Origin of the sequence: Oceanobacillus sp. FSL W8-0428, from assembly GCF_038004405.1 — a bacterium.
Classification (GTDB): domain Bacteria; phylum Bacillota; class Bacilli; order Bacillales; family Amphibacillaceae; genus Oceanobacillus; species Oceanobacillus sojae.
In genome coordinates this window covers 2,680,877-2,705,616 of record NZ_JBBORB010000001.1, presented here as the reverse complement: position 1 = coordinate 2,705,616, position 24,740 = coordinate 2,680,877, and the positions used below count along the sequence as shown (strand labels likewise).

Genomic DNA, 24,740 nt, shown 5'->3' with positions numbered 1-24,740 from the left:
TTAAAAAACCCCACAACTATTTTGTGGAGTTTTCTCCTATTCTCTTACATGGTGAAACGATTGTGCTTCCCCGTGGACAATTGGTATAACCAACGTTACCTTCGTATAGTGACCCTTCTCACTTTCATACGTTAAACCGTAGCAAGAACCATAATATAATTGCACTCTGTTATGGACATTTCTAACACCATATCCTTCTGTTTCAGTAGTCAAAATGGACTGTAGCTTCGTTGGGTCTATTCCTGCGCCATTATCAAACACAGAAAATTCCAAAGTGTTTTCTATCCTTTTTAATCTGATAATCAATTTCCCGCGATCAGAACTTTCTTTATGATCTATACCATGATTAATGGCATTTTCTACTAAGGGCTGTAAGAGCAAATTTAGTATAGTATAATGATAGGTTGATTTGTCCAGTTCATAGTATACATCAAATGAATTCGAATGCATCAATTGTTGAATATTTATATAAGAAATCACATTTTCAAGTTCTTTTTCCACCTCTACAATACTTCTCCCTTTATTTAAAGTGGTCCGATAAAAAGTGGACAGATGCTGAGCCATCTGGCTTATATCCTCTTGTTCAGCCATAATAGCCTTACTATTAATTAATGAAAGACTATTGTAGAAAAAATGCGGATTAATTTGTGCCTGTAAAGCTTTCATTTCATATTCCTGCTGAGCAATTTTGCTCTTATATACCTGATTAATCATATCTTTTAATTTGTTGACCATATTCCCAAATTGTTTAATTAAACTCCCGATTTCATCCGTACCGCTATTAAAGACGGAAACCGTTAAATCCCCTTTTTCTATCTTTTCCATATTTTTCGACAGCTTTTCCAGTGGTCTAACCACAACTTTTGCCAGCAGGTAAATAGATACTGCCATAATTGCAATGCTTAAAAAGATAACCAATACAACCGTTATTCTCATCGGAAGCGTGGCAGCAGAAATAATATCCGTTGGCCGATATAAATAAACAGTCCATCCATAGGACGGTAATTCATCCTGTTGGAGAACAAAATCACCTTCCAGTGAATCCTTATTCTCAGCTAACTCTGAAGATAGGAATTGACCTGCCAGGTTTGTATCGGAAAACGTTTCATATGAATAAACTGGCTTCTTTTCGTTATCAAAAATAACGACACCATAATCCTCTTCAAATAAACTCGGCATGGAAGCAAAAAACTGCTGATAATTTATTTCCATTTGAACAATATTATTAAACTTTCTGCTCTCATCAAATATTTTATAAATCAGCTTAAATGTTTCATCCTCCGATGATGCTATCAAATTAGGCTGATTCGAATCCATGATGTTGCCAAACCAGCTATTTTGATTAATGTCTGCCAACGGTCTGAGCAATTGGCCATAAGGATTCATTTGATTGTCCGTATAGATGGTAATAGAATCAATGTCCGTCTGTAAAGTCGGAGGGGTAACCAGCAAAGGAGCCAATGTATCATTATAAAACTTATACATTTCAAAATTATTGTTATACTCTGCTGTTAATCCATTTTTAATTTCATCATTCCATACAATTTGATTAATAATATTTACATAATTGTTGAGTTTATAATCTATATTTAAAATAGACTGATTTAATGCTTCAGATAGATTTTCATTCTCACGGGCAACTAATGAATCTTGTATTTGATAATACCACATACTTCCTAATGTAATGATAGGCAAGCAGCTTGCAACAATACATATCAATAATACTTTTTTCCGGAATTTTAAATTAATAAAGCCTCGTTTAAAAAGATTCATTACATTCACTTCACCTTTATACTCTTTTCATATCCCGATACTTCTTCGGGCTGACGCCGAAATGCTCTCTAAAAATCCTAATAAAATAGGAATCGTTTTTATAGCCGATTGCTTTACTAATATTATTCACTTTCATATTGGTATTACTTAGTAATTCCTCCGCCTTATTCATCCTCACCTGTTTAATATATTTGTTAATTCCCGACCCGGTCTCTTGTTTGAATTTATCACTTAAATAACCCGGCGTTAAGTATACTTTTTCCGCTAACATATCTAACCCTAAGTCCTTTTCCATATTTTCTATAATATATTGTTTCACTACATCAATGACATGCTTTGGTGAATTCTTTTCTTCTTCTAATCTCTTTATTACTTCTCTTTGCACTTCGAATAAAGTTTGTTTGATAGCAGAGAAATGCTTATAGGAGTATATTAATTCAATATATCTATTCATACTGTCTTTACTGTATTCCGGCATTGTCTGAAAAAACAGCTGCAGCATCCGGGCGAACAAGAAGCGGAGATACCCCTGTGAAGTCTTTGTATTTTTATCGTACTTTTGAATAATTAGACTTATCTTTTTCTCTAACTCTATCGTATCCGCCTGTTGAATCGCTCTTTCCATTTCTTCTAATAAATACTCGTCCTCTTTATACTCTTGACTATCTGTTAACGGTGTATCAATTGGATAAATAAAAACATCTGAATAAAAAAAACGATCTTTTAAGTAGCCTTCTAATTCACAATACGTTTGAGCCATCTGAACTGGATTGTTCATATGATTACTTACTGATAGAATACAGCTGATGCCATACGTTTCCTGAATTTTTTGCTGTATTTGCTTCGCAGCCTGCTTATATGTAATGAAGCTATTTGGATTATCTTTAAATAGCAGGACAATTTGAAAAGGATTTAGATTGATTACGTCGTATTTACTGTCTAATGTGACTTTCCTTATTAACTCATAAAAATATTCATTTTCTTCTTCAAACAAACTATCCAAAAAAGCAGTATCAGAATGAACAAGAATCATCCGATGATAATCATTCAAAAAATCAAAGCTTAGGAAAGGATATTCATTTTGTAATACCTCTACCGGCGTTTGATTTAATAAACGATATAGAATATGCTTTTTTATAAATTGTTGATTTGCTTCTTTTTTTTCCTGTTCATCCTTATGTTTTCTAATATTCCTCATTACTTCTGTCATTGTCTGTTTAAACTCTTCTGGTTTAACAGGCTTTAATATATAATTATCAGCTCTTAATGTCAGCGCTTTCTTCACAAAACTGAAATCATCATGGCCACTAAAAAAAATAATTTCCATATCATCATAGTGCTCTCTTGCTTTCGTTGCTAATTCCATTCCGTCTACAAAAGGCATTTTCACATCAGTAAGTAAAATATCAGCAGGGCTTCTCATCAACTCCTCCAAAGCTTCTTTCCCATTTGCCGCTTCCACTATTTCTAATTCGAAATTAAATTTTTTTAACAGGAAACGAATGACGCTTCTTTCATCCTTCTCATCATCCACAATCAGAATACGACTCATAGCTTGAATCTCCTTTATTGAAATTTCACTGTTCTTTCAAGATTACTTGGCGCTTATTCAGGCTCTATGATTTAACCATAATAATATTGCATGTTCAATAGCTTGTTTAAAAGAGACTTTACAGCCTCTTTTACTTCCTAAAAACACACTAAATATTTTTACCATACCATTTTAAAAAGAAATCTTTTCCAGACTATCTTCTGAAAATTCAATTCTCATAATTTGAATTTTTTACAATTTATATCGGATATTGTCTAACAGTATATCATATGCTAAAAAGAAGTATTCGTATTTTTTAAATAGCTTTTTGAGGTAAGAAATTCGATAAAGCCTAAGTAGGCTAAGCCATCTGTTGTATATAATTTAGAACTCAGATTAATTCAATTCTAAAAGATAATCCCCGTCAAAAATAGAATGACAGGGATTTCGGGTAAGGAATGATATCAATTTGTTTTATCCATCATATTAGACTTGGATAAATACTAAGGGAACGCGCCATACTCATGATGATACAATTTTGAGGATTGAATAAGAGACCCAAAAGCAGCAGCTTAATATCACCTGATGCTTTATACTCAAAAGTCATGTTACCACATGGGCATCACTTGATGTACTGCAAAAATACATCTAATATTTTTCCCCTTTTTTACGTGAGAATGCTTTCCGATACTTTTTCACCTGCTACATCGTCAATCATTTTAATAACCCTGGCCGGATTTCCACCTACAACAGCATTGTCTGGAACATCCTTCACAACCACTGCCCCTGATGCAATAACAGCATTATCTCCAACAGTCACTCCCGGGTTAATTACCGCACTTCCTCCAATCCATACATTATTTCCAATAGTAATTGGCTTTGCATATTCTTTTCCTGAATTACGCTCTATTGGATCGATTGGATGAGTTGCAGTGTAAATTTGCACTCCTGGCGCGAGCAGGCAATTATCTCCAAACCGAACTTCACAAACATCTAAAATAGTACAATCAAAGTTTGCGAAAAAGTTTTCTCCTACATGCGTGTTGTATCCATAATCAAACCTTATATTTGGTTCCATATATACATTTTCCCCAGTTGAACCAAGCAATTCCTTCAATAATTTCGTTCGCTTTTCTTCTTCTGTTTCCGAAGTTTGATTATATATTCGAACCTTTCCCCTCGTTTCCTTTCGATCTTTTAATAAAACCGGATCCTCGGGATTGTACATCTCTCCAGCTATCATTTTTTCTTTTTCTGTTTTCATCTTCATTTGCTTCTTGCTCCTTTTTTATAGAATAAAATCAATCTATTCTTTTAATTATTTTTGCGGGATTCCCACCAACCAAAACATTATCGGGTACGTCTTTTATTACGATGGAACCCGAAGCAATCACCACATTATTTCCTATTGTGACACCGGGATTTATAACAGATCTTCCGCCAATCCATACATTATGACCAATAGATAGCGGGGTTCCATACTCTGCACCGGAAATCCTTTCTTCTGCATCTAAGGGATGGCTTGCTGTATAAATATGTACTCCCGGTGCAATAAAGCAGTTGTCACCTATACGGATTTCACATACATCCAGGAACACACAATCATAATTAGCGTAAAAATTTTCACCGACGTGTATATTATAGCCATAATCACAACGGAACGGCGGTCGTACACTTAGATTATTTCCAGTAGTTCCAAATATATCTTTTAATAATGCACGTCTAATATTTCCATCTTCTTCATGTGAGTCATTGAATAATCTGGTCATTTTTCTTGCATATTGTCTTTCCCCGTGTAATTCCGGTTCGGCAGCATCATATAATTCTCCACACAACATCTTTTCCTTTTCTGTCCTCATCTTCTCTTCTCCCTATAAGATAAATTCTGTAACTAAAAAGGCGTTGGAAGTTATTTTCGGTTAAACTGTCAGTTCGATAAGATTGCCTTCAGGGTCTTCAATGACACTTTCGTAATAGCCATCCCCAGTGACACGTGGACCATTTACGAGTGGGTAACCATCCTTTTTCAATCTGGCTGTCATTTGGTCAACGAGCTCCTTATCTCCCAGTGAAATAGCAATGTGAGCCCAGCCCAGATGTTCCGTTGTACTTGTTTTATCAATGCCTGTTTTACGCATAATTTCTAAACGTGCCGATTCATCAAATGTTAAAAAATAAGACTCAAATTCCTTCTTTTCATTATGGTATTTAGCACTTGTATCCACATGAAAATATGTTTCATAAAAATTCTTCATTTTTTCTAAATCCTTGACCCAAATCGCCACATGTTCAATTTTCATTCTTTTTCTCTCCTTTTTAGACCGTCTCTTTTATCATGAGATCTAATCCAAGACTTTGTAATCCATATAAATAGTCCCGTTTCCAATCGCTTAGAGCGAGGTCAGGTAGATGTTCTGACGGAATATATCCGGAACTACATTCTTCAATTCTATTTAATGTTTCTTGTTCTACTTCTTCGTTACAAAAAATAATCATATGAGGGTTTATGATGGCCGTAAATGATGCCACCAGTCTGCTTATGACATCAATCATATAATCCTTATGTACCGGGGAAGTATTCATTTTATTTTCACTTAAGGTTTGCCAGAAACGCTTATCATCATATTGCGGCACGAATGAAATTTCTCCTGAAAAGTTCGTGCTGCCCCGCAAAACAATGCCATTAACTATCGTTCCGGCACCCGGTCCATTTTTACCTAAATATAAATAGACAACTGATTTGTTTTCTTTGATTTTTAAACGATTGTAATATCCAAGCACTGCTGCATTCATATCGTTCTCTACCACTACAGGAATAGAGAAATAATCCTCCAAGTATCCTTTTAAATCTACATTTTGAAGATGCTTGTAATCTGGAATATAGAAAATACGCTCATTATCAACAGATCCCGGTACACCAATGGATAATGAACTGATTTTATTGTACTGATTTGTTATGTCCTGAATACATTTAGTGAAAGAATTTAAATCTGAAATACCAGTATTTGTTCCTTTATCTTTTAGTTCTCCATAACAATTGAAAATAATATAATTTATTTCTTTTTCCTCTAAAAAAATAGCCAGACCTAACATATGCTCAGGATTATATTTATAGCGTTTTGCTCTTCTACCTCCGCTTGAATTATCGAATCCTGCAGATAAGATTTCCCCTTCTTTCTCCATTTGAGTAAGGAACTTGCTTATGGTAGGGAAACTTATTTCTAAATAGTCATTAAGTTCAACCTTGGTAGCACTTCCCAGTTCTAAAAGAGCTTTACGAATGCTTATCTGGATTGTTTTCTTCATAGATTTTGGGCTGGATTCCATAATTCAATGCCTCCTATATCACACACTTATTTAATCTGTTTAAAAAGTAAGTATATACTTATTAAATAGGTTTAATAAGTATATATTAATGATAATAGCAAATAAAATTTCTGGAAGCAAACTCTTTAGCCAGCTTGTACAGTATATTTTAATGTAGGAAGTTTTATTCAATACTTTCTTGATACTCTTCGTACATCACTTCCCATTGCTTTTTATCTTCTTCTGTAATTTCCCTGTGAACTCTGCAAGGATTTCCCATGGCAATCACATTTTGGGAATGCTCTTTGTCACAACAGATCCAGAGCCGATAATGCTGCCTTCTCCTATTGTTACTCCCGGATTAATTACAACATCTCCTGCTATCCAAACATCATCCTCTATGGTAACTGGCAGTGCATATTCTAAACCTGTATTCCTTATACCCCGGTCAATTGGATGAAGAGCAGTATAAATGCTGACTCTTGGGCCAATCGCAACATTATTACCAATATGAATCGTATTTAAGTCCAGAAAAATACAATTGAAATTACAAAAGAAATTATCCCCCACGAAAATATGTACACCATGACTGCAATAAAATGGCGGTTTTACAGTATAGTTTTCCCCTGTGCTTCCAAATAGTTGTTTAATTAAATTCTTCCTTTCAATGTTTTCTTCCTCTGTCGTCTCATTAAAAAGTCTGGATAAATATCTGCCTTTATTTTTTATGCTTTGAATTTTATCATCTGTTTTGTACAATTTTCCAGCAAGTAAATTTTGATATTGTTTAGACATAGCACCCTCCTTTAAATACTCTTTAAATTAAAGTTTATCATAAAAATTGCATTCCACCGGGAGAATTATAGCTTTACTCCCATGGAATGCAATTTTGTTTTAGAGTATTCCTCTCCCGCCAGCTGTAATCATTTTTAACATGATTAATTTAGATTATCCAAAATCTTATTGTTCAGGATTAGGCAGTTCGAAATGTGTTTCCTGATCTGACATCAATTCATATTTTAATACAAATGTATCCGCGTAATTAATATCCGTTAAGTATACTAAATGTCCGGTCAGCTCTTCACCGGGAGCTAATTCTTCATCTCCCCCTGTAAAGAATTCATCATCAGATATATCTCCCCCATTTTCATCTATTGCTGAAAAATTGGCAGAAAACATTTGATTCGGCACATAAGCTTCATCCGATATATTTTTTATGGTTACATCAACAACCGCAAACCTGTCTTCTTCTCTTGCCCCGATAAGGTAGTCTTCGATAGGTACTTCATCTACTTCTCTTGTTAACTGAAAATCATTCACTGTTACCTCATAGTCAAACTCATATAAATCACTTGTAATTGCAGCTGTTTCACCAATCTGATATGTAGGCTTTTCTTCTTCCTCTTCTGAAGTCACTGTATCCGTTTCTTCTGTTGTATCTGTACTTTCTTTTTCCTGCATTTCTGTATTTTCTTCCACATTATTACATGCTGCCAGCATTAAGAAAATTAATACTAAAAATATGAATTTCTTCAATAAAACTCCTCCTAATTTTTATATGCTTAAGATTGTATTACCCCACAATAATTGTAACAAAACAAATATGAATGACAAGTGATTATTGGCTCAACAATCAGCTTTTACTAAGTTAGAAGAGACATAAAAAACTGCATTTCAAAGGAAAAAATCAAAGCTCCCATGAAATGCAGTTTTATTATAAGGTACTTTAGGATTTTGTTATTTTAATTTCCCGCCAAATACTGGCATATCACTCGCTTCACCGTAATCTTCAATACGCTCTACATTTTTCAAAGCTTCCATATCCTCATCTGAAATAGTGAAGTCCACTTCGGCATTATTTTTCATATGCTCCGGATTAGCTGTTTTAGGCAGTGGAAGTAAGCCCAGCTGCAGCGTATAGCGAATACTCAATTGTGGAATCGAAACATCATATTTTTCAGCAATAGCTGCCACTTTCTCGTTTTTAAACAACTCACCATGAGCAATTGGTGAATAAGCTTCAACAAGAATGCCCTGGTCCTGCGTATAGGCAATCAGATCAAATGGTGTATTGCTGATATGCGCTAAAATCTGATTTACCATTGGTTTAACAGTACAGTTACTTAGAATGTTATCCAAATCCTCTTTTTGAAAATTAGATACACCAATGGCACGAAGTTTTCCTGCCTGATAGGCTTCTTCAAGAGCCTGCCAAGCTTCCCGGTTTCCTTCAAAAAAGCGCTCTTCTTCATCAAAATCCGCCCATGGCTGCGGGCTGTGAATGATCATCATATCAATATAGTCAAGGTCCAGTGTCTCCAGAGATTGATTAATGGATGAAACAGCCTCCTCATAAGATTTTACTTCTGCAGCAAGTTTAGTCGTAATAAATAAATCTTCCCTGTTCAGACCACAATTTTTTATTCCCTGGCCAATGCCGCTTTCATTTCCATATGCCTGCGCTGTATCAATATGGCGATAACCTGCCTTTACAGCGTCAACTACTGCCTGAGCAGCATCTTTATCATCAATAAACCATGTTCCAAGACCTAATTTAGGAATTTCAATCCCATTGGACAGCTGATAATTTTCATTTAAAATCATTTGAACATCTCCTTTGGTAAAATGAATAAACTATATTCGTTGTATACCCATTTTGAAATTTATTATAGTCCCTAGAGTGGACTTTAGGTCAATAGATTTGTTTTGATTCGTTTAAAATGCCAAGACACATTATAAAGCGTTCATTTACGTTAAAAAAATACAAGCCCCCAAGTCATGAATGCAAGTTTTCCGTCATAACATATTTTAGAGGTGAGATAATGGGAAGAATAGCTTACCGAGAGGCAGACGTTGACTTAATGGCAAGAATGATGAGAGCCGAAGCTGAGGGTGAAGGAAAACAAGGAATGCTTTATGTAGGAAATGTTATTGTTAACCGTGTCGTAGCAGATTGTGGCGATTTTATTGACTTGAGAACAGTTGATGATGTCATTTTTCATGTACAGGGAGGAAATTACTCTTTCGAAGCTGTTCAAAAAGGGAATATGTTTTATCAGAGAGCAAGAGAAACAGAAAGAAAATTAGCAAGGCAGACGTTGGAAAGCTGGAGAAGTCACCCGGCAAAATATGCTCTTTGGTACTTTAATCCATATGCCCCATGTCCTCCAACATGGTATGATCAGCCCTTTTCCGGTCAATTTATGGATCATTGTTTTTATGAACCGGCTCCTGGAACGTGTGAAAGTGTTTATATGGGGTAAGGGGTATGCTTTTTGGTGTTTTTTCAATAAAAACTGGTTTGATATATAACGAAAAATAATCTCTGCCAAATTATCGCCTGGCAGGGATTATTTTGAGCTAATTTTTTTCATATTATATATGGATAGATGCAGATATATAGGTATTCTCCTTTCAAATTAAGTTTTGTTCTTATTTCCCCTCTATAATAAATGATAATCCTATAAAAACTAATGTAAATAAGCTTTATAGGTAAGCAATAATACTAATCTTTAAACAATCTTTTTGTTATTGAATATTCCATCCAGGAACCATCCATTTGCTTCTCATAGCTCGAATAGCCACCCGTACAAGTATCAAACTTTAACAAAGGAACTATATTACTTTCTACCGTTTCACCATCAATAAAGAAGTGGCTTTGACCATCCCAAAATACCTTACCTAAATAACTGTTATCATTGGAAACCTCAACTGTGGAGATGTGCCCCGCAATGATGTCTTTATAAAACGAACCTGTTTCCGCCGGGTATTTCCATATAAATTCGTATGGCTCTGTTGCATGCTTCCATAATTCTGGTTCGGCCTCATATACTCCGGCATGTACATAGATTTGGGGTTCCGTTTCATAATAGAATTCTTTCCTTTTAGAAAAGAGCCATTGCAGTAATTCCGGATGTTCTTTTTTTATCTCAGCTTTGATAAAACTGCTCATTCTTACTGTAGAACGTTTCAGATGGAGCAATTCTCTAAAAACATAATCCCATTGTTCTGCTTTAAAAAAACTTTTTGTCGTCACCAATTGTTGATCTTGTGATAACCATAAAAATTCCTGCTCATTACAATACCAGTCTAAAAACATCTGCTCGTGATTTCCAATTAACACAACTACTTGATCTGGATATTTTTCTTCCAAGTTTTTAATATGATAAAGAACTTTACAGCTATTCTTTCCTCGACTTATATAGTCTCCTAAAAAAAGAAGTTTATTATTCTTATCAGACTCTAAATCTACTAAATTCAAAGTATCAAGCATAGCTTCATAACATCCGTGAATATCACTGATAGAATATATTGTTGACATTTGGGCACTCCTTCTCAGATTATTTTTTAGTGATTGATTTTCAGCAGCTGTTTCTATTTTTATATACCCTTCCATCAACAATTCTAATATTAATATTTGCCCGATAGGTGATATGAAAGTGTTTCAATCCCTTTACTTGAATTTTTTATACTTGTAACTTAGCGTATCTTTTAACAATCTTTGAAAGAAGTGTTAAAAATTATGGTTTTCTATATCGTTCCTTTTGTAAAAACACAATACACACTAGAATAATTCGCTCTGCCAACTCTATTTTCATGCTATAATTGATGACAACTTACAAATGATATTTCAACATCGCGATGCAATATTAGCTATGACCGATTTGATAAGGGGAGTGTAAAGGTGTGCGTAATTTATCCATTGAAAAGCAAAGGGAAATTTCGGCAGCAACCGAAACAGTATGGAACGTACTTACTAATCCTGACTTCATCAAACAATGGTTAGGGGTAACTGTGAATACAGATTGGAATGTAGGCAGCCCAATTACTTTCTCATTCACATGGGACGGTACAGAATATGAAGACAAAGGTCATATCCTGGAATATGAGCCGCAGAGCGTTTTCTCCTATGATTACTGGAGCGGCTTTTCAGGTACTCCTGACAGCCCGGAAAATTACTCAATCATAACATTTAACCTAAGTAACAATAGCAAACACACAACACTGAGATTAAAACATAGCAACTTTGCTACGCCAACGATGTATGAGCATTCGGATAAAAACTGGGAAGAAACGATAGAGGTTATTAAAAAGCTTGCGGAGGAATCCAAGGGCTGAAAACATACTAAGATTACTGGGTTAGTTTTGTTCCAATTTCTTATAGAATTGGAACAAAACTATTTTTTTACTCTGATGCCAAAGGAAAACTAATAATGACTTTAAATGTATCTCCATCTATATCTACTTTGAAACTTCCCCCGCTTACATTTGTAAAGCTTTCTGCAATAGACAATCCCAGACCGCTTCCATCAGCCGTTCTGGCCTTATCCCCTCTATTAAATCTCTGAAGTATCTCTTCTGCTGTAAAATCTATTTCATAAGAGGAAGTATTTTTTATAGTGACTATTCCCCTGCCCTCTCTCTTTTCCATCTCTATAAATATCCGTGTTCCATTTAAAGCATACTTCAGTGCATTATCAAGTACATTTTGAATAACTCTGTAAAGTCTGTTACTATCTGCAACGATTTCTATAGATGACTCAGGAAGCTTCAATTTTATCTTATTTCCTGCTCTTTCTATATCGTCCTCAATGTCTCCTAAAATTTGTTCAATTAGTGTTTTCATATCAATCGTTTCTAAATGCAGATTTATATCTCCACTGTTACTTTTCGCTAAATCAAACAAATCTGAAACGATATTCTTTAATCTGTCAGATTTTTCACTTAGCACCTTAATATAATCTCTTGCCGTTTCTGAAAGGTTTTCTTCTTTAGACAGTAAATCTACATAACTTATGATGGACGTTAATGGAGTCTTCAAATCATGAGAAACATTGGTCACCAGTTCAATTTTCATTCTCTCCGATTTCATTTGTTCCTCCAAGCTTTCATTGAAGCCTTTATTTATTTCGTCATATGTCTTATTATTATATTTCACATACCAGTAAATAAGCACAATTTCAAGAACTAGCGGGATAAAAATTAAAGGGATAAAGATGAGTATACCACTTATTAATACTATAAAGATGAACATAAGAGTCAGTAATACTAAAATAAAACTAGCTATAATGAAAGCTAACTGCCTTTGATGCAAATTCTTGGTTAGCGGAGATTTTACATACCTTCTGCCATCAAAAAAACTTTTTGTAAAGTCTACTGTGAAGACTACTATCTTATAACCAATTTTATATAAAAGAAAACCCTTTATAAACCTTCTATCCTTGATCTTTCTTACCAGTGCTAATAATCCTGCTCCAGATAATAAGGCAGCTATAGCTGTTACTATTCCAATTAAATACATATAAGACTTATGAATTGCAGATATTCGAAGTACATAATTGTAATAATAGTGGAGATCGAATAGATAAATGCAGCAAGCTATGATTGGTAACACGACTAGTGCTAATAAAATTTCACTATATAATAAGTCCAGCCAATTCGTTTGTAATGTTTCTTTATTTGGTTTTCTCCCTGTAACAGTGATTAAATAGATAATGAGTGCTAACGCTACGATGGTATACAAAGCAAAATCTATTACCTGCGCACTTAATATTTCATTAGCATTATTCCATTCCTCCTGCTTCCCCTTCATATATTCATCTGGAAAGCCGATATATATGGTTACATCCTCACTAAACAAATACGTAAAATTTTCAAAAACATTTCCATTTGATGTGACTCTGCCCTGATTATACTCATAGACATAATTGCTGTAGTTTAGGAAATCCTCACGGCTAAAGTCTTCTCTGTTCGTCTGTGTTTCGTTACCATCTGTTATATAATATATATAATTTAAATCCTCTATTTCTAATATTTCAGGTTTATTAAAATGCGAATCTATCTCACTGAAATTATTTTGCAGCTCATTCATAAATGTATTGCTTTCTTCATAAGTTTCTATCATCAGCGGCTCTATATTATACCTATTCCAATCCACATAAAATATTTGGATGACAGCCATCGAAATCATGGCAGCTGTTATCAAAAATACTGCAAATTTAGTAATTGTATTTCTGCTAAAGTTTTTCAATTTTATACCCAATACCCCACACCACCTTTAAATATTTAGGTTCTTTAGGATTTATTTCAATTTTTTCGCGGATACGTCTTACATGGACCATGACGGTGTTTTCAACAGAATACGCAGGCTCTTTCCACACTTTTTCATAGATTTGTTCAGATGAATAAACCATTCCAGCATTCGTCATTAGAAAATCTAAAATTTTGTATTCAGTAGGAGTTAACCGAATCGGGGTACCGTACACGAATAATTGCTTAGATTCCTTATTTAGATTTAATCCTCCAACCACAATTTGAGAACCTGGAGTGATATTGCCGATATTCCCTAAAGTGATATATCGTCTCAGCTGGCTTTTTACTCTGGCAACCAGCTCATCTGGATTAAATGGTTTTGTTATATAATCATCTGCTCCCATAGATAGCCCCAGTATTTTATCACTGTCCTCTGACTTTGCTGATATGATAATAATTGGTATATTTTTTTCCTCTCTAATTTTCAAAGTAGTAGAAAGACCATCCAGCTTTGGCATCATAACGTCCAGGAGTATTAATTGAATATCATGTTGAACTAAAGCATCCAATGCTTCTAAGCCATTATAAGCCTTCATAACTTTAAATCCTTCCATCGTCAGAAGCTTATCTAGTGCATTTGCTATCTCCTTGTCATCGTCCACAACTAATATGTTTGCACCTTCCATAACGTACCTCCTATAACCTATATATCTAGATTAATGATTTAATCTTTCAATCTTATGTATATAAATCTTACAAATTTCTTAACATACTAAATGAATTATACCTTGAAGCGGATCAAGCGGATTGATTGTTTCTCTGATTTAACCTCGGTGACATCGCTGAACATTTTGAAAAGTCAAAGCCAAGCGTTTCCAATCAGCTTAATCTATTAAAAAATGCCCAGTTGGTCTGGGCAGAGCGAAAGGGGTAACACATTATATACTGTTTGAATACTAAGGTATTTCAAGAATTGATTAAATGGATGCTTGATATTCAACATTCAAAAAGAGATGATCATCAATGAGAAAATGGTTTGTTTCAATTGTTACTGCTTTCATAGCGATTATCATTAGTGCCGTTGCATACGATAGTTTACCATCACAAATGTATAAACCATTACCAATCTTTCATTACAATTGATGAAAAGACTCCATCTAAGATGAAATAAAAAACATAAATCTTTATATAACGGGAATACTATAATGGAGTCTTTATTAATTAGCTTATCACACCTATTGTAAATCTATCTTACTAATTAAACACCCTTCTTTCTTGGCCAGACGAAGTATGAAATAGAAATAATAAAGTCAATACCTAACACAAATGTCCATATTTGTAAGACCCTAAGTAATGCTTCTGTTCGAGAAGGATCATTGATTAAGAAAATGACTCCTGCCAAAATACCAGCACCAATCAAATAAGATAAAACGTGTTTCCCCCACCCCTTTAAATAATGCTTTGAATATTCTATTCCATACAGTTTAATTGGTTTTGGACCTTCTTTTATCACGTAGTAGCGAAATCTCTCGTCAGCCCATCTAATCATACTTTTTCCAAATACAATCGAAACGCCTATATAAACTGCCGCAATCGCATGTGCAGCTGTTGCAGTGGCCCCTCGATATAAATCGGCAGCCGTAATAATTAATAAAATTAAATCAATTATTGGTGTTAAGGCTAAGAAAAATAATCCAAGTTTATTCTTCTTGAGAACATATCTTGTAAATAAACCTAAGATAATTACTATCCAAAACCCTATTTCACAAGCAACAATCATCCAAGCAATAAAATTCAAAAAGACACCCCAAATCTAATCATTTATATTATGAAACTCTTTGATAATATTCGTTTCCAGCAAAATTCGTCCTTCGTCGAATGCCATTTGCGTTCTGCCTGGCTGTGATGTTACCTGATATTGTTTCAACGTCAATCTCAAAACTTCCTTTACCTGCAGTGTCCTTTATTTCTTTTTCATCTTGTGATTCATCAGATGAAATAGGGATATTGATCATTCCATCCCCGCTTTTCGTTTCTATATCCAGGTTATTTGTTGAAAGCTGGTCTGAAGAAACATCTCCTGAATTTCCATTGATAACCAGCTTTTCTGTAAATTCATCAGGGATTGTCACTTTCTCATTCAAAAATTGCTTTTCTTGTTTACATAAAATTCATATGCCTTCTCAAAAAAATCCAATGTTTCCACATCGATAGGATAAAACCCGACGCTCTCCGATTTTTGAGGTGACTTTCTAATATCCCATATCTTTTCTACAAATTCTTTGTTATCCCCAAATGTTTCCTGTTCTTTTTCATACATACGTTTTATGAGTCGCTGTATTTCCGGTGCCGAAATTCCTTTTGACATATGCTTTTTTAATTGTGCTATTAAGGCAATCCATTCCAGCGTTTCAGGATCGTCTCTATTTATATTTGGAAGATTTTGAAGCAATTTACTTTCTTCCTCATTAAATATTTGGTTTAAATACCCTTCTCTTTTGTCCATATTTTGTTGATATAATTGGATGAGCTTCTGCACACTAAACAAATCAATATTGCCATTCAGCATTATTTCATTTATTAACCCTCGTAATGTTCCTTCAATTTGTTCTAATCTCTCTTTTTCCTTTGAAATATAGCCCAATTGTTTCTTTAGACCAGTGAACCAATCATGATTCTTATCAGCTAACATTTCTTTGATTTCTTGCAGACTAAACCCTATTGTCTTTAAAAATTGGATTTCCTGCAGCTTTTTCATTTCTTTCTCTCCATATAATCTATGGCCGCCCTCTGTTTTATCTGCTGGGTGGAGAAGACCTATCTGATCGTAATAGCGCATCGTTCTGACTGTAATCCCTGTTTGTTTTGTTACTTCTTTAATCGAAATCAAGTATAGCCAACCCCTTGTTTTATTTTTACTATGTTCATTATACAAAATGACGTAACGTCAATTTCAAGTTTTTTTACTTAATTATTTGAATAAGCAGGGTTAAATGTTTGAAATTAACAATTTTTATTATATAGGCAGGCTTTCATTTCAATTTTATTCAACACAATTAAGATACGAAAAATTTTATACGAGCAAATCGATGTAAGCGTCAAATCTTTTCTAAGAAAAAAGGAAACACAAAAAATCCTGCTAAAATTTTATCAGTAGGACTTTTTGTAGAAAACGATATTATTTCAAGTTGCCTATTCCTAAATAATACGCTCAATTCGGTTTACTACATTATAAAGTATTGGGAACCTCATTAAATCATTAACGGAAAAACCTTACGCTTAAAGTCATTTATTTCCTCAAGTTTAAATTTAAACGCAATATTGTCTGTATCATTTAGAATACTATTTAGGAAAAAGAGACAAAAATAAGATTGCCTGTATTTGGGCTGAAACTTCAGATGAAAAATAGCAAACAGGCGGGTCAGGCCTTCATCAAATTCCCCAGCAATATACCTCTTATAATAGGAATAATTATCATGGACATCTAATTCATTCCAAATAAATTTGAAGAAATCGTAGAAGAAAACATATTTATCCGCAGTCTCCCAGTCGATATACCATAAGGTCTTCTCCCCTGCCTCATCGTTTAAAAGAATATTATCAGACCACAAATCGCCATGCAGGTCGATAAACGGCAGCTTCAGGGAAAGCAATTCCGGGGCAACTTTTTCTATTATTTTTTCAAATTGCTGAATATGAACCACATTTGAACTTGTATCGAATAAGCTATTCAACGTTTGATAGTCAACCTTTGAATGAAGCATTAGGTAATTGAAATAACGATAGTAATCATCATATATTGTTTTTAAAATGAACGCTTCATCGTTCTCTGTTTGATTTTCAAAATGAATGAATGCTTCCGTCACCATATTGTGCTTAGCATCTTGCTTGAGTAACGCAGGAATTCGAAAGAAAGATGAAAAATACGTGTAGTTTGCTATTTTTCTTTGATAGCTTTCTTGATTGGTGCAAATAACAAGTATTTCATCATCTGAAAAAATTCTGATATCGCCATTAATACAAAACCATAAAATACTTCCATTAAAATACTTACGTCCATAATCCTCCATTTCCAGTGAAGGAGTATCCTCTTCTTTTGAATTTTTAAGATTATTAACCATAGGGTGATAAATAAGGTCACACTCCAGGCAATTGGTGAACGCCATAAATTGGTTTTCTTATCTTTTTCCACATTTGCTTTAGGTGATTCATCCGGATGTTTGCGAAGCTGCGGTAACCAAATGAGTAATGCGATGATTGTAATTATTCCCCAAATGTTCAATGCTCCCTGCCAGCCCATACTGCCAACAGAAGAAATCGGGACGCTGAGACCAGAGCCCAAGGCACCGAATATATTCATAAAAACAGCATATACACCGGTCATGATTCCTATTTTTAAAGGGAAACTCATTTTGATAATACCTGGAATTAAAACATTTCCAATCGCAATAGCCAATCCTACGAAAATGGTACCTGTAAATAGATATCCTATTCCCGCAATGGACCGTACGATCATGCCTGTGATAAGTAATACTAAAGATAAGGCAATTGTCCATTCCATCCCTATTTTATTCGCTATTCTTGGAGCAAACGGAGAAAGCAATGCAAATGCAATCAAAGGCAACGTTGTTATCATTCCAGCTGAGGCATTGCTGATGCCAAGATCCTCACGAATAAAGGTAATCAATGCTCCAACGGAGGTAATAGGCACTCTTAAGTTTGCTCCAACCAAAATAACGCCGATAAGCAATAACCATCTGGCTTTTGTGCTGTTTTGATCTGTTAATGTTCCTGCTTGTTTCGTCATCTTAATCCTCTATTCTTTCAATATCTTTATGATGCTTTCTTTTAATACTTCCATATCATTCTCTACATAGGCTGCTGCAGATTCCTTGTTCTGTTTCTGTATCGCTTTAAAAAGCTCCAGATGTATTCCCTGTTCAAATGGAAAAAGGGGTTCGATAGTCATAAAATCCTGTACAAAAGAAAATAATACCTCTGTCATATTTTCATATAAATCAATCAGCAGCTGATTATTGGAAGCTGCTACAACTGTTTTGTGAAACTGGATATCCGAAGAAATAAACTGTTCTAAATCTTTCTTTGCAGAAGCCTCTTTACAGTTGTTAATACAGACTTCCAAATCTATTAAATCTGATTCGGTTCTGCGTTCAGCTGCCATCTGAGCCGCTTGTTTTTCCAAGGCTAATCGTACTTCCAATGTTTCCAGCATGGTTGATTTTTTGACATGGCGTTTCAATGCGGCATCAAGCGCACTTGTTGAACGCACCATTGTTCCGCTTCCTTGTTTTGTCTCTAATAACCCAGCATGTACTAATGCCCGTACCGCTTCTCTTAATGTATTACGGCTGACATCGAATTCTTCTATTAATTCCATTTCCGGCGGAAGCTTGTCCCCCACCTTCCAATGCTTCTGTTCAATTAATTGTTCTATCTGTTCAGCAACCTGCTCTACAAGCGATTTGCGATTGGTTTTGAGAATCATTTCTTTGCCTCCAGAAAATTTGTAGGATGATTGGTACATCATACATATTATCATAACGGAATATATTTGTAAATGTCCTGTTCAATAGATTAATAACGTGCTGAAGCATGCTATGCATATGACTTTTCCTTTTGACTGCTTGCCTGGTAAATTCTTTTTATATTTTTGTGATGTCGGAAGCATGACGGCCTTGGCACAGTTATGCTACGATTATGTTATAAAACGGAATAGAGGGATTCAAATGTATTATAAAACAACTTATACGTCACCTGTGGGTGCAATTACACTGGCGTGTGACGGTAATACTATCGTTGGTCTATGGAATGAAGGACAGAAATATTACGGTGCTAGTATTCCCGCAGAAATGAACATCAAAGATGATATCCCTGTATTTGAAGCAGCAAAAAAATGGCTGGATCAATATTTTATGGGGAAGAATCCTGCCATTTCCGAATTGCCGCTATCTCCTATCGGCGGAGAATTTCGGCAAATCGTATGGGATATTTTATGTGAAATACCATATGGCGAGGTAATCACCTATGGTGAAATTGCCAAAAAGGCAGCGGCTAAAATGAACAAGAAAACCATGTCAAGCCAAGCAGTAGGCGGCGCTGTTGGTCATAATCCCATCTCTATTATTATTCCTTGTCATAGAGTTGTAGGTACGAATGGCAGCTTGACAGGTTATGCCGGCGGGCTTGCCACAAAAGTAAAATTGCTTGAATTAGAGGGTGCTGACATGTCCCAATTGTTTATTCCTGCAAAAGGTACAGCTCTTTAATATTGTGTTTTAAGGGTATAGATAAGTAATTACCATTGATGTCTATTACGTTATATGCAAAATAACTTGATTAAAATAATAAAAGACGTGGGACTCACACTTTTGTGTAAGCACCACGTCTTTTGTTATTTAATGGGTTTGTCCCAGCCTCTTATTGAGCTATTATTCCTTAACCGTCTTTATATGACAAGGTTATCTTACCGTCTGATAAACAAGACCTAAGGCTCCAGAATTAAAGGACTTGTTTTCGATCAGCTTAAGATTGTCCTTCTCCTCGATGCCATCGAATAACGGCAATCCGCTGCCAATCAGGACGGGGGAAACCGTAATTTTATACTCATCTATTAAATTAAGCTGCATAAGGTAGTGTGCAAACCTGGGACTTCCGAGGATGACCATATCTTCTCCTGGCTGCTGTTTAAGGTTGTTGATTTCTTCCTCAATATTTTCTTTCACCAGTCTGGAATTGTTCCATTCTATTCTGTAAGACTGCCCGGCAACCTAACAATAATCACTGGTTACGCATACTACTTCACCATGTAACCTACATTCTGTATGATTACATGGTGAAATATATACACCTGGAAATATAAAGGCACGCTAAGTAATTACAAAGTTGAGTGCCTTCATTTTATGTGTAAGACCGCAGACAAACTTGCAATAGGAACTACTCCAGTCATTAGGAATACATTCTTCAGTTAATAATGTCTCCTTTGTTTTCCGCTAAATTTTTGTGCCATTTACGTCGATCTGCAGTTGTTAGTTTCGCCCACTCTATTTCTTCACCAACGATTTTTAAAGGAGATTTCGAGCGGTAAGAACGTGTTAAGTTTCCAGGAAATTTTTTATCAGTAACATTTGGGTCGTTTTCAAATTCACCTGTTGGTTCAATGATATAAACGCGCTCTCTTCCTTCTCCTTTTGCTAATGCTGCTGCAAGTCCTGCGCCATTGGCGTTAGCAGTAAAATAAATGTGGTTCATTTTAAGCTCAGGTTCGTAATTTGAATTTCCACCCGCTGTCAGTAAATCGCCGGCTTGCAAATCTGCCTTTGTCCCGTGATAGAATGGCCCTTCATCAGAAGGTGCACCCTTATAAGAATTTGACAATTCAAAATTTCTTTTTGCGTTATCAGAATCACCTAATTCCTCATAATATTGGGCAATATTTAGGTATAACGTCGCGTATGCACTTTTAACATTTTCATCATTTATTTCCTGGGCATACTTTAAAGAGGCTTCCATCCATTTCAATTTATCTGCAATCTCTTTTTGCAGACGTGCTAAATGATATGCTGCAAGGAATCTTTCATAGCCATCCGTTGCTTCGTGCCATGCTTTATGAAACATCGTAATTGCCTCTTCAATGCTTCCGCTATCTTCCAGACTCATCCCACGCATACAAAGTTTAATAACGGCATTATTTGGATCAAATTTCATATTCATCTAATCTTACCTCCAAATTAATGAAACAGATTTTTTCAAGCCTAATCATAAGTTTCGTTTCTGCACTAATGCCAGTATAGTTCTTCCATCTTCACAAGACAAAAATGAACAACTATTTTTTTACTGACAAAAAGCAAAATAGCTTATTGGATACAATAAAAATCAAATTTTTGCACTTCATTTTTATCATTAAAATCAAGAAAAATTGCATGGTAAGTTTAAAAATGCTTAAACTTGCAATTTTTTCTAGTATAGCTTGTTGCCCCTATTCTAATAAGCTTGCTATCTAACAGGGAAAAACTTAAATTACAATTATTCCTATTTTACAAACTTTCAACCATACGGAAATATATATTCTATCAACATATCGACCTATCGACAAATTTTTCTATAGAATCTAAAATGGGTGAATAACTATTTAGAAGGAGGAGTAGTATTATCTTTTCAAAACAAGGAAAACCAGAATTAAAAAAGTTTCTGTTTATTTCTATCATTTTGGGAATCGCCTTAACAGGTATGACTATCCCTCATGATTCAGCAGAAGCAGCAGACACACGCATTTATATTGATCCAGGACATGGCGGATCTGACCCTGGAGCATCAGCGAACGGGTTACAGGAAAAGAATGTAACGTTAGATATCGCATTGAAAACAAGAGACATTTTAAATGAACAGTATAGCGGTCACACGATTAAGCTTTCGCGAACGTCCGATATTACCAAGTCATTAGGTGCGAGAACAAATGAAGCAAATAATTGGGGAGCTAACTTTTTTGTTTCCATACATATCAATGCAGGCGGGGCTACAGGCTTTGAATCTTATACATGGAACGGAAGCTATGATAATAAAGAAAGAACCAACGCCATAAGAAGAACAATCCACAATGAAACAGTGGAACAAACAGGGTTTACGGATCGCGGCGCAAAACAAGCCAATTTACATGTCTTACGTGAATCAAGTGCACCAGCCGTCTTAACAGAAAATGGATTTATTGATAATGCAGCAGATGCGAACAAGCTAAAAAGCGTTGCCTTTATAGAAGAAATAGCACAAGCGCATGCGGATGGAATAGCTAAAGCGCTTGGGTTGCCTGCTAAGTAACTTTTGTTCGTTTTCGGTATCCAAACCAAGGCTAGAGCAAATGGAAAAAATTCAAAATGTTTGATAAAAATCGTACTGCTATCTACTAATGAATATAGCGGTACGATTTTTTGCTGTTTTTCGATCTATTGGGCACGAGTTAGTTCATACTCTGAAGCAGATGAATTCGAAGGTACAGCCGGCCAGTAACTGTGCATCATCTGATAAGTCCCACGTTTCAAATAACAGGGCCGGCAGTACTCAGAATTTCTTTCGTTTGGTTTTTTCCAAATCAGAATCGCAGAAAACCCAGCCTATGCCCATTTCACCATTTGGACCTTCTGTAAAACCGTCTGCGATGTGTGCAAAAATAGAACAAGTCAGCTCATTTTCTGTTCTCCTTTGTTCATATGGAATATTTATATTAACTATTTTAACTTATTTCAGCTCAAATTATTTTCTATTTATATTATACGAAAAAAAATAAAAAGAGGCTGGGACATAACTAGCCAAAAATAATGAAAAGATGGATTTCACATTGGGTTTTGATGTGAAATCCATCTTTTTTGAAATCATTTATAAGTAGATACATAAAAAAGCAGCTAGAGGCAGTGTATCTTCTCAGATTCACTGCCATTAAGGCGAATCCCAATTCATTATCCACTTTGGATTTTCCTCGTACAGAGAAACGAGTGAAACCCAAATTAGCCTTCAAAAATCCAAAGAAAGGCTCCACATCTATCTTACGTTTTCCGTAAAGCTTGCCCATTTCTTCATCTGAAAGCTGTTCTCGTATCATTTTCTTTTGTGCTTCCCATTTTTCATTATAAAATATTTTCCGATGGTTACCTTCCTTTGCCTTGGTACATTGCTCTCGCAAAGGACAGCCTGTACAATCTTCACATTCATAGACCTTAAATTGTCGCTGGTAACCATACTTGTCTGTGCGTTTGGAGTTATAGCGATAAGTAACAGCTTGACCATTTGGACAAGTAAAGGCATCTATTTCGGCATCATAATCCCAGTTAGCGGTGTTAAAGGGATTATTTTTATATTTTTTCTTCTTCTCTTTGCGGTACATACTATAGGTAATCAAGGCAGTTCGTAACCGGTTCAGGGTGACATCTTCTATATTCTGTTCACTTCCATAAGCCGCATCAGCTACGAGGACATCAGGCAACGCAAAATAATCCTTTTCAATACGATCTAAAAAAGGAATCAGCGTTCGTGTATCGGTAGGGTTCGGAAAAATATCATAGGCTAATGCGTAACGTCCTTCTGTTGCCAATTGCACATTATAAGCAGCTTTCAACTGTCCGTTCTTCATATGGTCATCTTTCAATCGCATAAAGGTTGCGTCGTGATCCGTCTTGGAATAGCTGTTACGTTCTTCTAAAATCTCCAAGGCTTCTTCATATTTTTCTTGACGACAGATGAAATCGTGCACCTGTTTTAAGGCTTGTTTTGGCTGCTTTCGTTCCGAACGCAGGGCTTTTCGGTCTTGTGCTTTTTCAATCGATTCGATTTGTTTCGTATACGTTTGGACTGACTTATCCAAATTCGCTGCCATCTGTTGAAGTTCTTGCGTCGATAGAGCTTCCGGGTTTTCCCGGTTGATTTCTGGAATAATTTCTTTTTCCACTAATTCTTCATAGAGGGCATGGGACTTCTCTACAAGTTTCGTTTGATAACGCTCGATCGATTTTCGCCAGACAAAGGTGAATTTATTGGCATTGGCTTCAATTTTGGTCCCGTCAATAAAGATAGCCTCCGCATCGATCAACTCTTTTTCCACCAGCTGACAACGAAATTGGACGAAGCACTGACGCAATAGTTCTTTTACTTCTGGATTCACACGAAAACGGTTGATAGTACGGTAACTCGGCTCATATCCTTGCGCAAGCCACATCATTCGCACACTATCTTTTAATAATGCTTCGATTTTTCGGCCAGAGAACACCGACTGGGTATAAGCACATAAAATAATTTTCATCATCATACGCGGGTGATAGGCGGGACAGCCTGTTTGACGGGTAAAACCGGTGAAAGCTTCTTCTGGAATCTGTTCGATAAATTCATGGATGGTATAAGCAATATCATTTTCTTGTAATTTCATCTCGAAATCTAATGGCAAAACGACTTGATTTACGTTATAATATTTAAACATAAGGATACCTCGATTCTGTTTTTGTAGTGGTACTTTAACTTTATCAGAAGGTATCCTTTTTTTGTACGTTTATTTCATTTTTTAATCAAATTAAAAAAGTGACTTCCTACTTAAAATCAT

The 24,740-nt window shown here is 35.3% G+C and carries 25 protein-coding genes and 2 pseudogenes; 5 read left to right on the top strand and 22 right to left on the bottom strand.

The window, feature by feature from the left end; genetic code table 11:
- Positions 1-36 precede the first annotated feature (36 nt).
- From MKY30_RS12805 to MKY30_RS12765, 9 genes are all read right to left on the bottom strand, one after another.
- The gene (locus MKY30_RS12805) at positions 37-1,773 is read right to left on the bottom strand and encodes a sensor histidine kinase (RefSeq protein ID WP_341084144.1); all 1,737 of its coding nucleotides are present in this window, start codon (positions 1,771-1,773) and stop codon (positions 37-39) included.
- Positions 1,774-1,789: 16 nt separating this feature from the next.
- On the bottom strand, positions 1,790-3,325 hold the full coding sequence (locus MKY30_RS12800; protein ID WP_339285085.1) for a response regulator transcription factor: 1,536 nt from the start codon (positions 3,323-3,325) through the stop codon (positions 1,790-1,792).
- Between the two features lie 646 nt (positions 3,326-3,971).
- Positions 3,972-4,568, bottom strand: coding sequence for a sugar O-acetyltransferase (locus MKY30_RS12795; RefSeq protein ID WP_341085636.1), 597 nt, complete (start codon positions 4,566-4,568; stop codon positions 3,972-3,974).
- Between the two features lie 37 nt (positions 4,569-4,605).
- On the bottom strand, positions 4,606-5,163 hold the full coding sequence (locus MKY30_RS12790; RefSeq protein WP_341084143.1) for a maltose acetyltransferase domain-containing protein: 558 nt from the start codon (positions 5,161-5,163) through the stop codon (positions 4,606-4,608).
- A 60-nt stretch (positions 5,164-5,223) separates the two neighbouring features.
- On the bottom strand, positions 5,224-5,604 hold the full coding sequence (locus MKY30_RS12785; RefSeq protein ID WP_147212531.1) for a VOC family protein: 381 nt from the start codon (positions 5,602-5,604) through the stop codon (positions 5,224-5,226).
- A gap of 16 nt (positions 5,605-5,620) precedes the next feature.
- Positions 5,621-6,631 (bottom strand): ROK family protein, encoded by a 1,011-nt coding sequence (locus MKY30_RS12780; RefSeq protein ID WP_147212532.1) that lies wholly within the window; start codon positions 6,629-6,631, stop codon positions 5,621-5,623.
- A 264-nt stretch (positions 6,632-6,895) separates the two neighbouring features.
- Positions 6,896-7,405 carry a sugar O-acetyltransferase gene (locus tag MKY30_RS12775; RefSeq protein ID WP_341084142.1) on the bottom strand — a complete coding sequence of 170 codons (510 nt, stop codon included), beginning with the start codon at positions 7,403-7,405 and terminating at the stop codon, positions 6,896-6,898.
- Between the two features lie 165 nt (positions 7,406-7,570).
- Positions 7,571-8,146 carry a DUF4352 domain-containing protein gene (locus MKY30_RS12770; protein ID WP_341084141.1) on the bottom strand — a complete coding sequence of 192 codons (576 nt, stop codon included), beginning with the start codon at positions 8,144-8,146 and terminating at the stop codon, positions 7,571-7,573.
- Positions 8,147-8,347: 201 nt separating this feature from the next.
- A complete protein-coding gene (locus MKY30_RS12765) occupies positions 8,348-9,214 on the bottom strand; it encodes an aldo/keto reductase (protein WP_341084140.1) in 867 nt (288 codons plus the stop codon).
- A 218-nt stretch (positions 9,215-9,432) separates the two neighbouring features.
- Here MKY30_RS12765 and MKY30_RS12760 point away from each other — a divergent pair, with 218 nt between their 5' ends.
- Positions 9,433-9,873: a cell wall hydrolase gene (locus tag MKY30_RS12760; RefSeq protein ID WP_147212536.1), complete on the top strand. Its 441-nt coding sequence runs from the start codon at positions 9,433-9,435 to the stop codon at positions 9,871-9,873.
- Between the two features lie 242 nt (positions 9,874-10,115).
- Here MKY30_RS12760 and MKY30_RS12755 read toward each other — a convergent pair whose 3' ends face one another.
- On the bottom strand, positions 10,116-10,931 hold the full coding sequence (locus tag MKY30_RS12755; RefSeq protein WP_147212571.1) for a metallophosphoesterase: 816 nt from the start codon (positions 10,929-10,931) through the stop codon (positions 10,116-10,118).
- Between the two features lie 365 nt (positions 10,932-11,296).
- Between MKY30_RS12755 and MKY30_RS12750 the strand changes: the two genes are divergently transcribed.
- Complete coding sequence (locus tag MKY30_RS12750) at positions 11,297-11,728, top strand: SRPBCC family protein (protein WP_341084139.1); 432 nt, start codon at positions 11,297-11,299, stop codon at positions 11,726-11,728.
- 67 nt (positions 11,729-11,795) lie between these two features.
- On the opposite strand, the gene MKY30_RS12745 is transcribed toward MKY30_RS12750, so the two are convergent.
- Both MKY30_RS12745 and MKY30_RS12740 read right to left on the bottom strand, forming a co-directional pair.
- Positions 11,796-13,652, bottom strand: a complete 1,857-nt coding sequence (locus MKY30_RS12745; protein ID WP_341084137.1) for a sensor histidine kinase — start codon at positions 13,650-13,652, stop codon at positions 11,796-11,798.
- Positions 13,627-14,328 carry a response regulator gene (locus MKY30_RS12740; protein WP_156988430.1) on the bottom strand — a complete coding sequence of 234 codons (702 nt, stop codon included), beginning with the start codon at positions 14,326-14,328 and terminating at the stop codon, positions 13,627-13,629. The genes MKY30_RS12745 and MKY30_RS12740 overlap by 26 nt, the downstream gene beginning before the upstream one ends.
- 152 nt (positions 14,329-14,480) lie before the next feature.
- On the opposite strand from MKY30_RS12740, the gene MKY30_RS24145 reads away from it, so the two are divergent.
- The gene (locus tag MKY30_RS24145; RefSeq protein WP_156988482.1) at positions 14,481-14,576 is read left to right on the top strand and encodes an ArsR family transcriptional regulator; all 96 of its coding nucleotides are present in this window, start codon (positions 14,481-14,483) and stop codon (positions 14,574-14,576) included.
- A 324-nt stretch (positions 14,577-14,900) separates the two neighbouring features.
- Here the strand turns inward: MKY30_RS24145 and MKY30_RS12735 are convergent, their stop codons facing one another.
- From MKY30_RS12735 to MKY30_RS12710, 6 genes are all read right to left on the bottom strand, one after another.
- Positions 14,901-15,440: a hypothetical protein gene (locus MKY30_RS12735; RefSeq protein WP_156988432.1), complete on the bottom strand. Its 540-nt coding sequence runs from the start codon at positions 15,438-15,440 to the stop codon at positions 14,901-14,903.
- 28 nt (positions 15,441-15,468) lie between these two features.
- Positions 15,469-15,786 (bottom strand): hypothetical protein, encoded by a 318-nt coding sequence (locus MKY30_RS12730; RefSeq protein ID WP_339285068.1) that lies wholly within the window; start codon positions 15,784-15,786, stop codon positions 15,469-15,471.
- The gene (locus MKY30_RS12725; RefSeq protein WP_341084132.1) at positions 15,783-16,532 is read right to left on the bottom strand and encodes a MerR family transcriptional regulator; all 750 of its coding nucleotides are present in this window, start codon (positions 16,530-16,532) and stop codon (positions 15,783-15,785) included. The genes MKY30_RS12730 and MKY30_RS12725 overlap by 4 nt, the downstream gene beginning before the upstream one ends.
- 361 nt (positions 16,533-16,893) lie before the next feature.
- Positions 16,894-17,511: a phosphotransferase gene (locus tag MKY30_RS12720; protein WP_341084130.1), complete on the bottom strand. Its 618-nt coding sequence runs from the start codon at positions 17,509-17,511 to the stop codon at positions 16,894-16,896.
- Between the two features lie 68 nt (positions 17,512-17,579).
- Positions 17,580-18,449, bottom strand: coding sequence for an MFS transporter (locus tag MKY30_RS12715; protein WP_341084129.1), 870 nt, complete (start codon positions 18,447-18,449; stop codon positions 17,580-17,582).
- 9 nt (positions 18,450-18,458) lie between these two features.
- Complete coding sequence (locus MKY30_RS12710; RefSeq protein ID WP_156988442.1) at positions 18,459-19,148, bottom strand: GntR family transcriptional regulator; 690 nt, start codon at positions 19,146-19,148, stop codon at positions 18,459-18,461.
- A 241-nt stretch (positions 19,149-19,389) separates the two neighbouring features.
- Between MKY30_RS12710 and MKY30_RS12705 the strand changes: the two genes are divergently transcribed.
- Positions 19,390-19,929 carry a methylated-DNA--[protein]-cysteine S-methyltransferase gene (locus tag MKY30_RS12705; RefSeq protein WP_341084127.1) on the top strand — a complete coding sequence of 180 codons (540 nt, stop codon included), beginning with the start codon at positions 19,390-19,392 and terminating at the stop codon, positions 19,927-19,929.
- 192 nt (positions 19,930-20,121) lie between these two features.
- On the opposite strand, the pseudogene MKY30_RS12700 reads toward MKY30_RS12705, so the two are convergent.
- The 3 genes and pseudogenes from MKY30_RS12700 to MKY30_RS12690 all read right to left on the bottom strand — a co-directional run.
- Positions 20,122-20,412 (bottom strand): annotated as a pseudogene (locus MKY30_RS12700) (dihydrofolate reductase family protein); the annotation flags it as partial.
- Between the two features lie 211 nt (positions 20,413-20,623).
- Complete coding sequence (gene arr, locus MKY30_RS12695) at positions 20,624-21,037, bottom strand: NAD(+)--rifampin ADP-ribosyltransferase (RefSeq protein ID WP_254846866.1); 414 nt, start codon at positions 21,035-21,037, stop codon at positions 20,624-20,626.
- A 6-nt stretch (positions 21,038-21,043) separates the two neighbouring features.
- Positions 21,044-21,172, bottom strand: a pseudogene (locus MKY30_RS12690) (NAD(+)--rifampin ADP-ribosyltransferase); the annotation flags it as partial.
- A 717-nt stretch (positions 21,173-21,889) separates the two neighbouring features.
- Here MKY30_RS12690 and MKY30_RS12685 point away from each other — a divergent pair.
- A complete protein-coding gene (locus MKY30_RS12685) occupies positions 21,890-22,474 on the top strand; it encodes an N-acetylmuramoyl-L-alanine amidase family protein (RefSeq protein WP_341084125.1) in 585 nt (194 codons plus the stop codon).
- A gap of 484 nt (positions 22,475-22,958) precedes the next feature.
- Here the strand turns inward: MKY30_RS12685 and MKY30_RS12680 are convergent, their stop codons facing one another.
- Positions 22,959-24,620, bottom strand: a complete 1,662-nt coding sequence (locus MKY30_RS12680) for an IS1182 family transposase (protein WP_339282663.1) — start codon at positions 24,618-24,620, stop codon at positions 22,959-22,961.
- Positions 24,621-24,740: the final 120 nt, after the last annotated feature.

What these genes read in the sequence shown, in the direction of transcription:
- MKY30_RS12755 (WP_147212571.1), bottom strand. Translation starts at nt 10,931, where the DNA reads ATGTCAACAATATATTCTATCAGTGATATTCACGGATGTTATGAAGCT.
- MKY30_RS12705 (WP_341084127.1), top strand. Translation starts at nt 19,390, where the DNA reads ATGTATTATAAAACAACTTATACGTCACCTGTGGGTGCAATTACACTG.
- MKY30_RS12740 (WP_156988430.1), bottom strand. Translation starts at nt 14,328, where the DNA reads ATGGAAGGTGCAAACATATTAGTTGTGGACGATGACAAGGAGATAGCA.
- MKY30_RS12765 (WP_341084140.1), bottom strand. Translation starts at nt 9,214, where the DNA reads ATGATTTTAAATGAAAATTATCAGCTGTCCAATGGGATTGAAATTCCT.
- MKY30_RS12785 (WP_147212531.1), bottom strand. Translation starts at nt 5,604, where the DNA reads ATGAAAATTGAACATGTGGCGATTTGGGTCAAGGATTTAGAAAAAATG.
- MKY30_RS12715 (WP_341084129.1), bottom strand. Translation starts at nt 18,449, where the DNA reads ATGACGAAACAAGCAGGAACATTAACAGATCAAAACAGCACAAAAGCC.
- MKY30_RS12680 (WP_339282663.1), bottom strand. Translation starts at nt 24,620, where the DNA reads ATGTTTAAATATTATAACGTAAATCAAGTCGTTTTGCCATTAGATTTC.
- MKY30_RS12710 (WP_156988442.1), bottom strand. Translation starts at nt 19,148, where the DNA reads ATGATTCTCAAAACCAATCGCAAATCGCTTGTAGAGCAGGTTGCTGAA.
- MKY30_RS12780 (WP_147212532.1), bottom strand. Translation starts at nt 6,631, where the DNA reads ATGGAATCCAGCCCAAAATCTATGAAGAAAACAATCCAGATAAGCATT.
- MKY30_RS12795 (WP_341085636.1), bottom strand. Translation starts at nt 4,568, where the DNA reads ATGAAAACAGAAAAAGAAAAAATGATAGCTGGAGAGATGTACAATCCC.
- MKY30_RS12805 (WP_341084144.1), bottom strand. Translation starts at nt 1,773, where the DNA reads ATGAATCTTTTTAAACGAGGCTTTATTAATTTAAAATTCCGGAAAAAA.
- MKY30_RS12775 (WP_341084142.1), bottom strand. Translation starts at nt 7,405, where the DNA reads ATGTCTAAACAATATCAAAATTTACTTGCTGGAAAATTGTACAAAACA.
- MKY30_RS12790 (WP_341084143.1), bottom strand. Translation starts at nt 5,163, where the DNA reads ATGAGGACAGAAAAGGAAAAGATGTTGTGTGGAGAATTATATGATGCT.
- MKY30_RS12800 (WP_339285085.1), bottom strand. Translation starts at nt 3,325, where the DNA reads ATGAGTCGTATTCTGATTGTGGATGATGAGAAGGATGAAAGAAGCGTC.
- MKY30_RS12685 (WP_341084125.1), top strand. Translation starts at nt 21,890, where the DNA reads ATGACTATCCCTCATGATTCAGCAGAAGCAGCAGACACACGCATTTAT.
- MKY30_RS12720 (WP_341084130.1), bottom strand. Translation starts at nt 17,511, where the DNA reads ATGGTGACGGAAGCATTCATTCATTTTGAAAATCAAACAGAGAACGAT.
- MKY30_RS12760 (WP_147212536.1), top strand. Translation starts at nt 9,433, where the DNA reads ATGGGAAGAATAGCTTACCGAGAGGCAGACGTTGACTTAATGGCAAGA.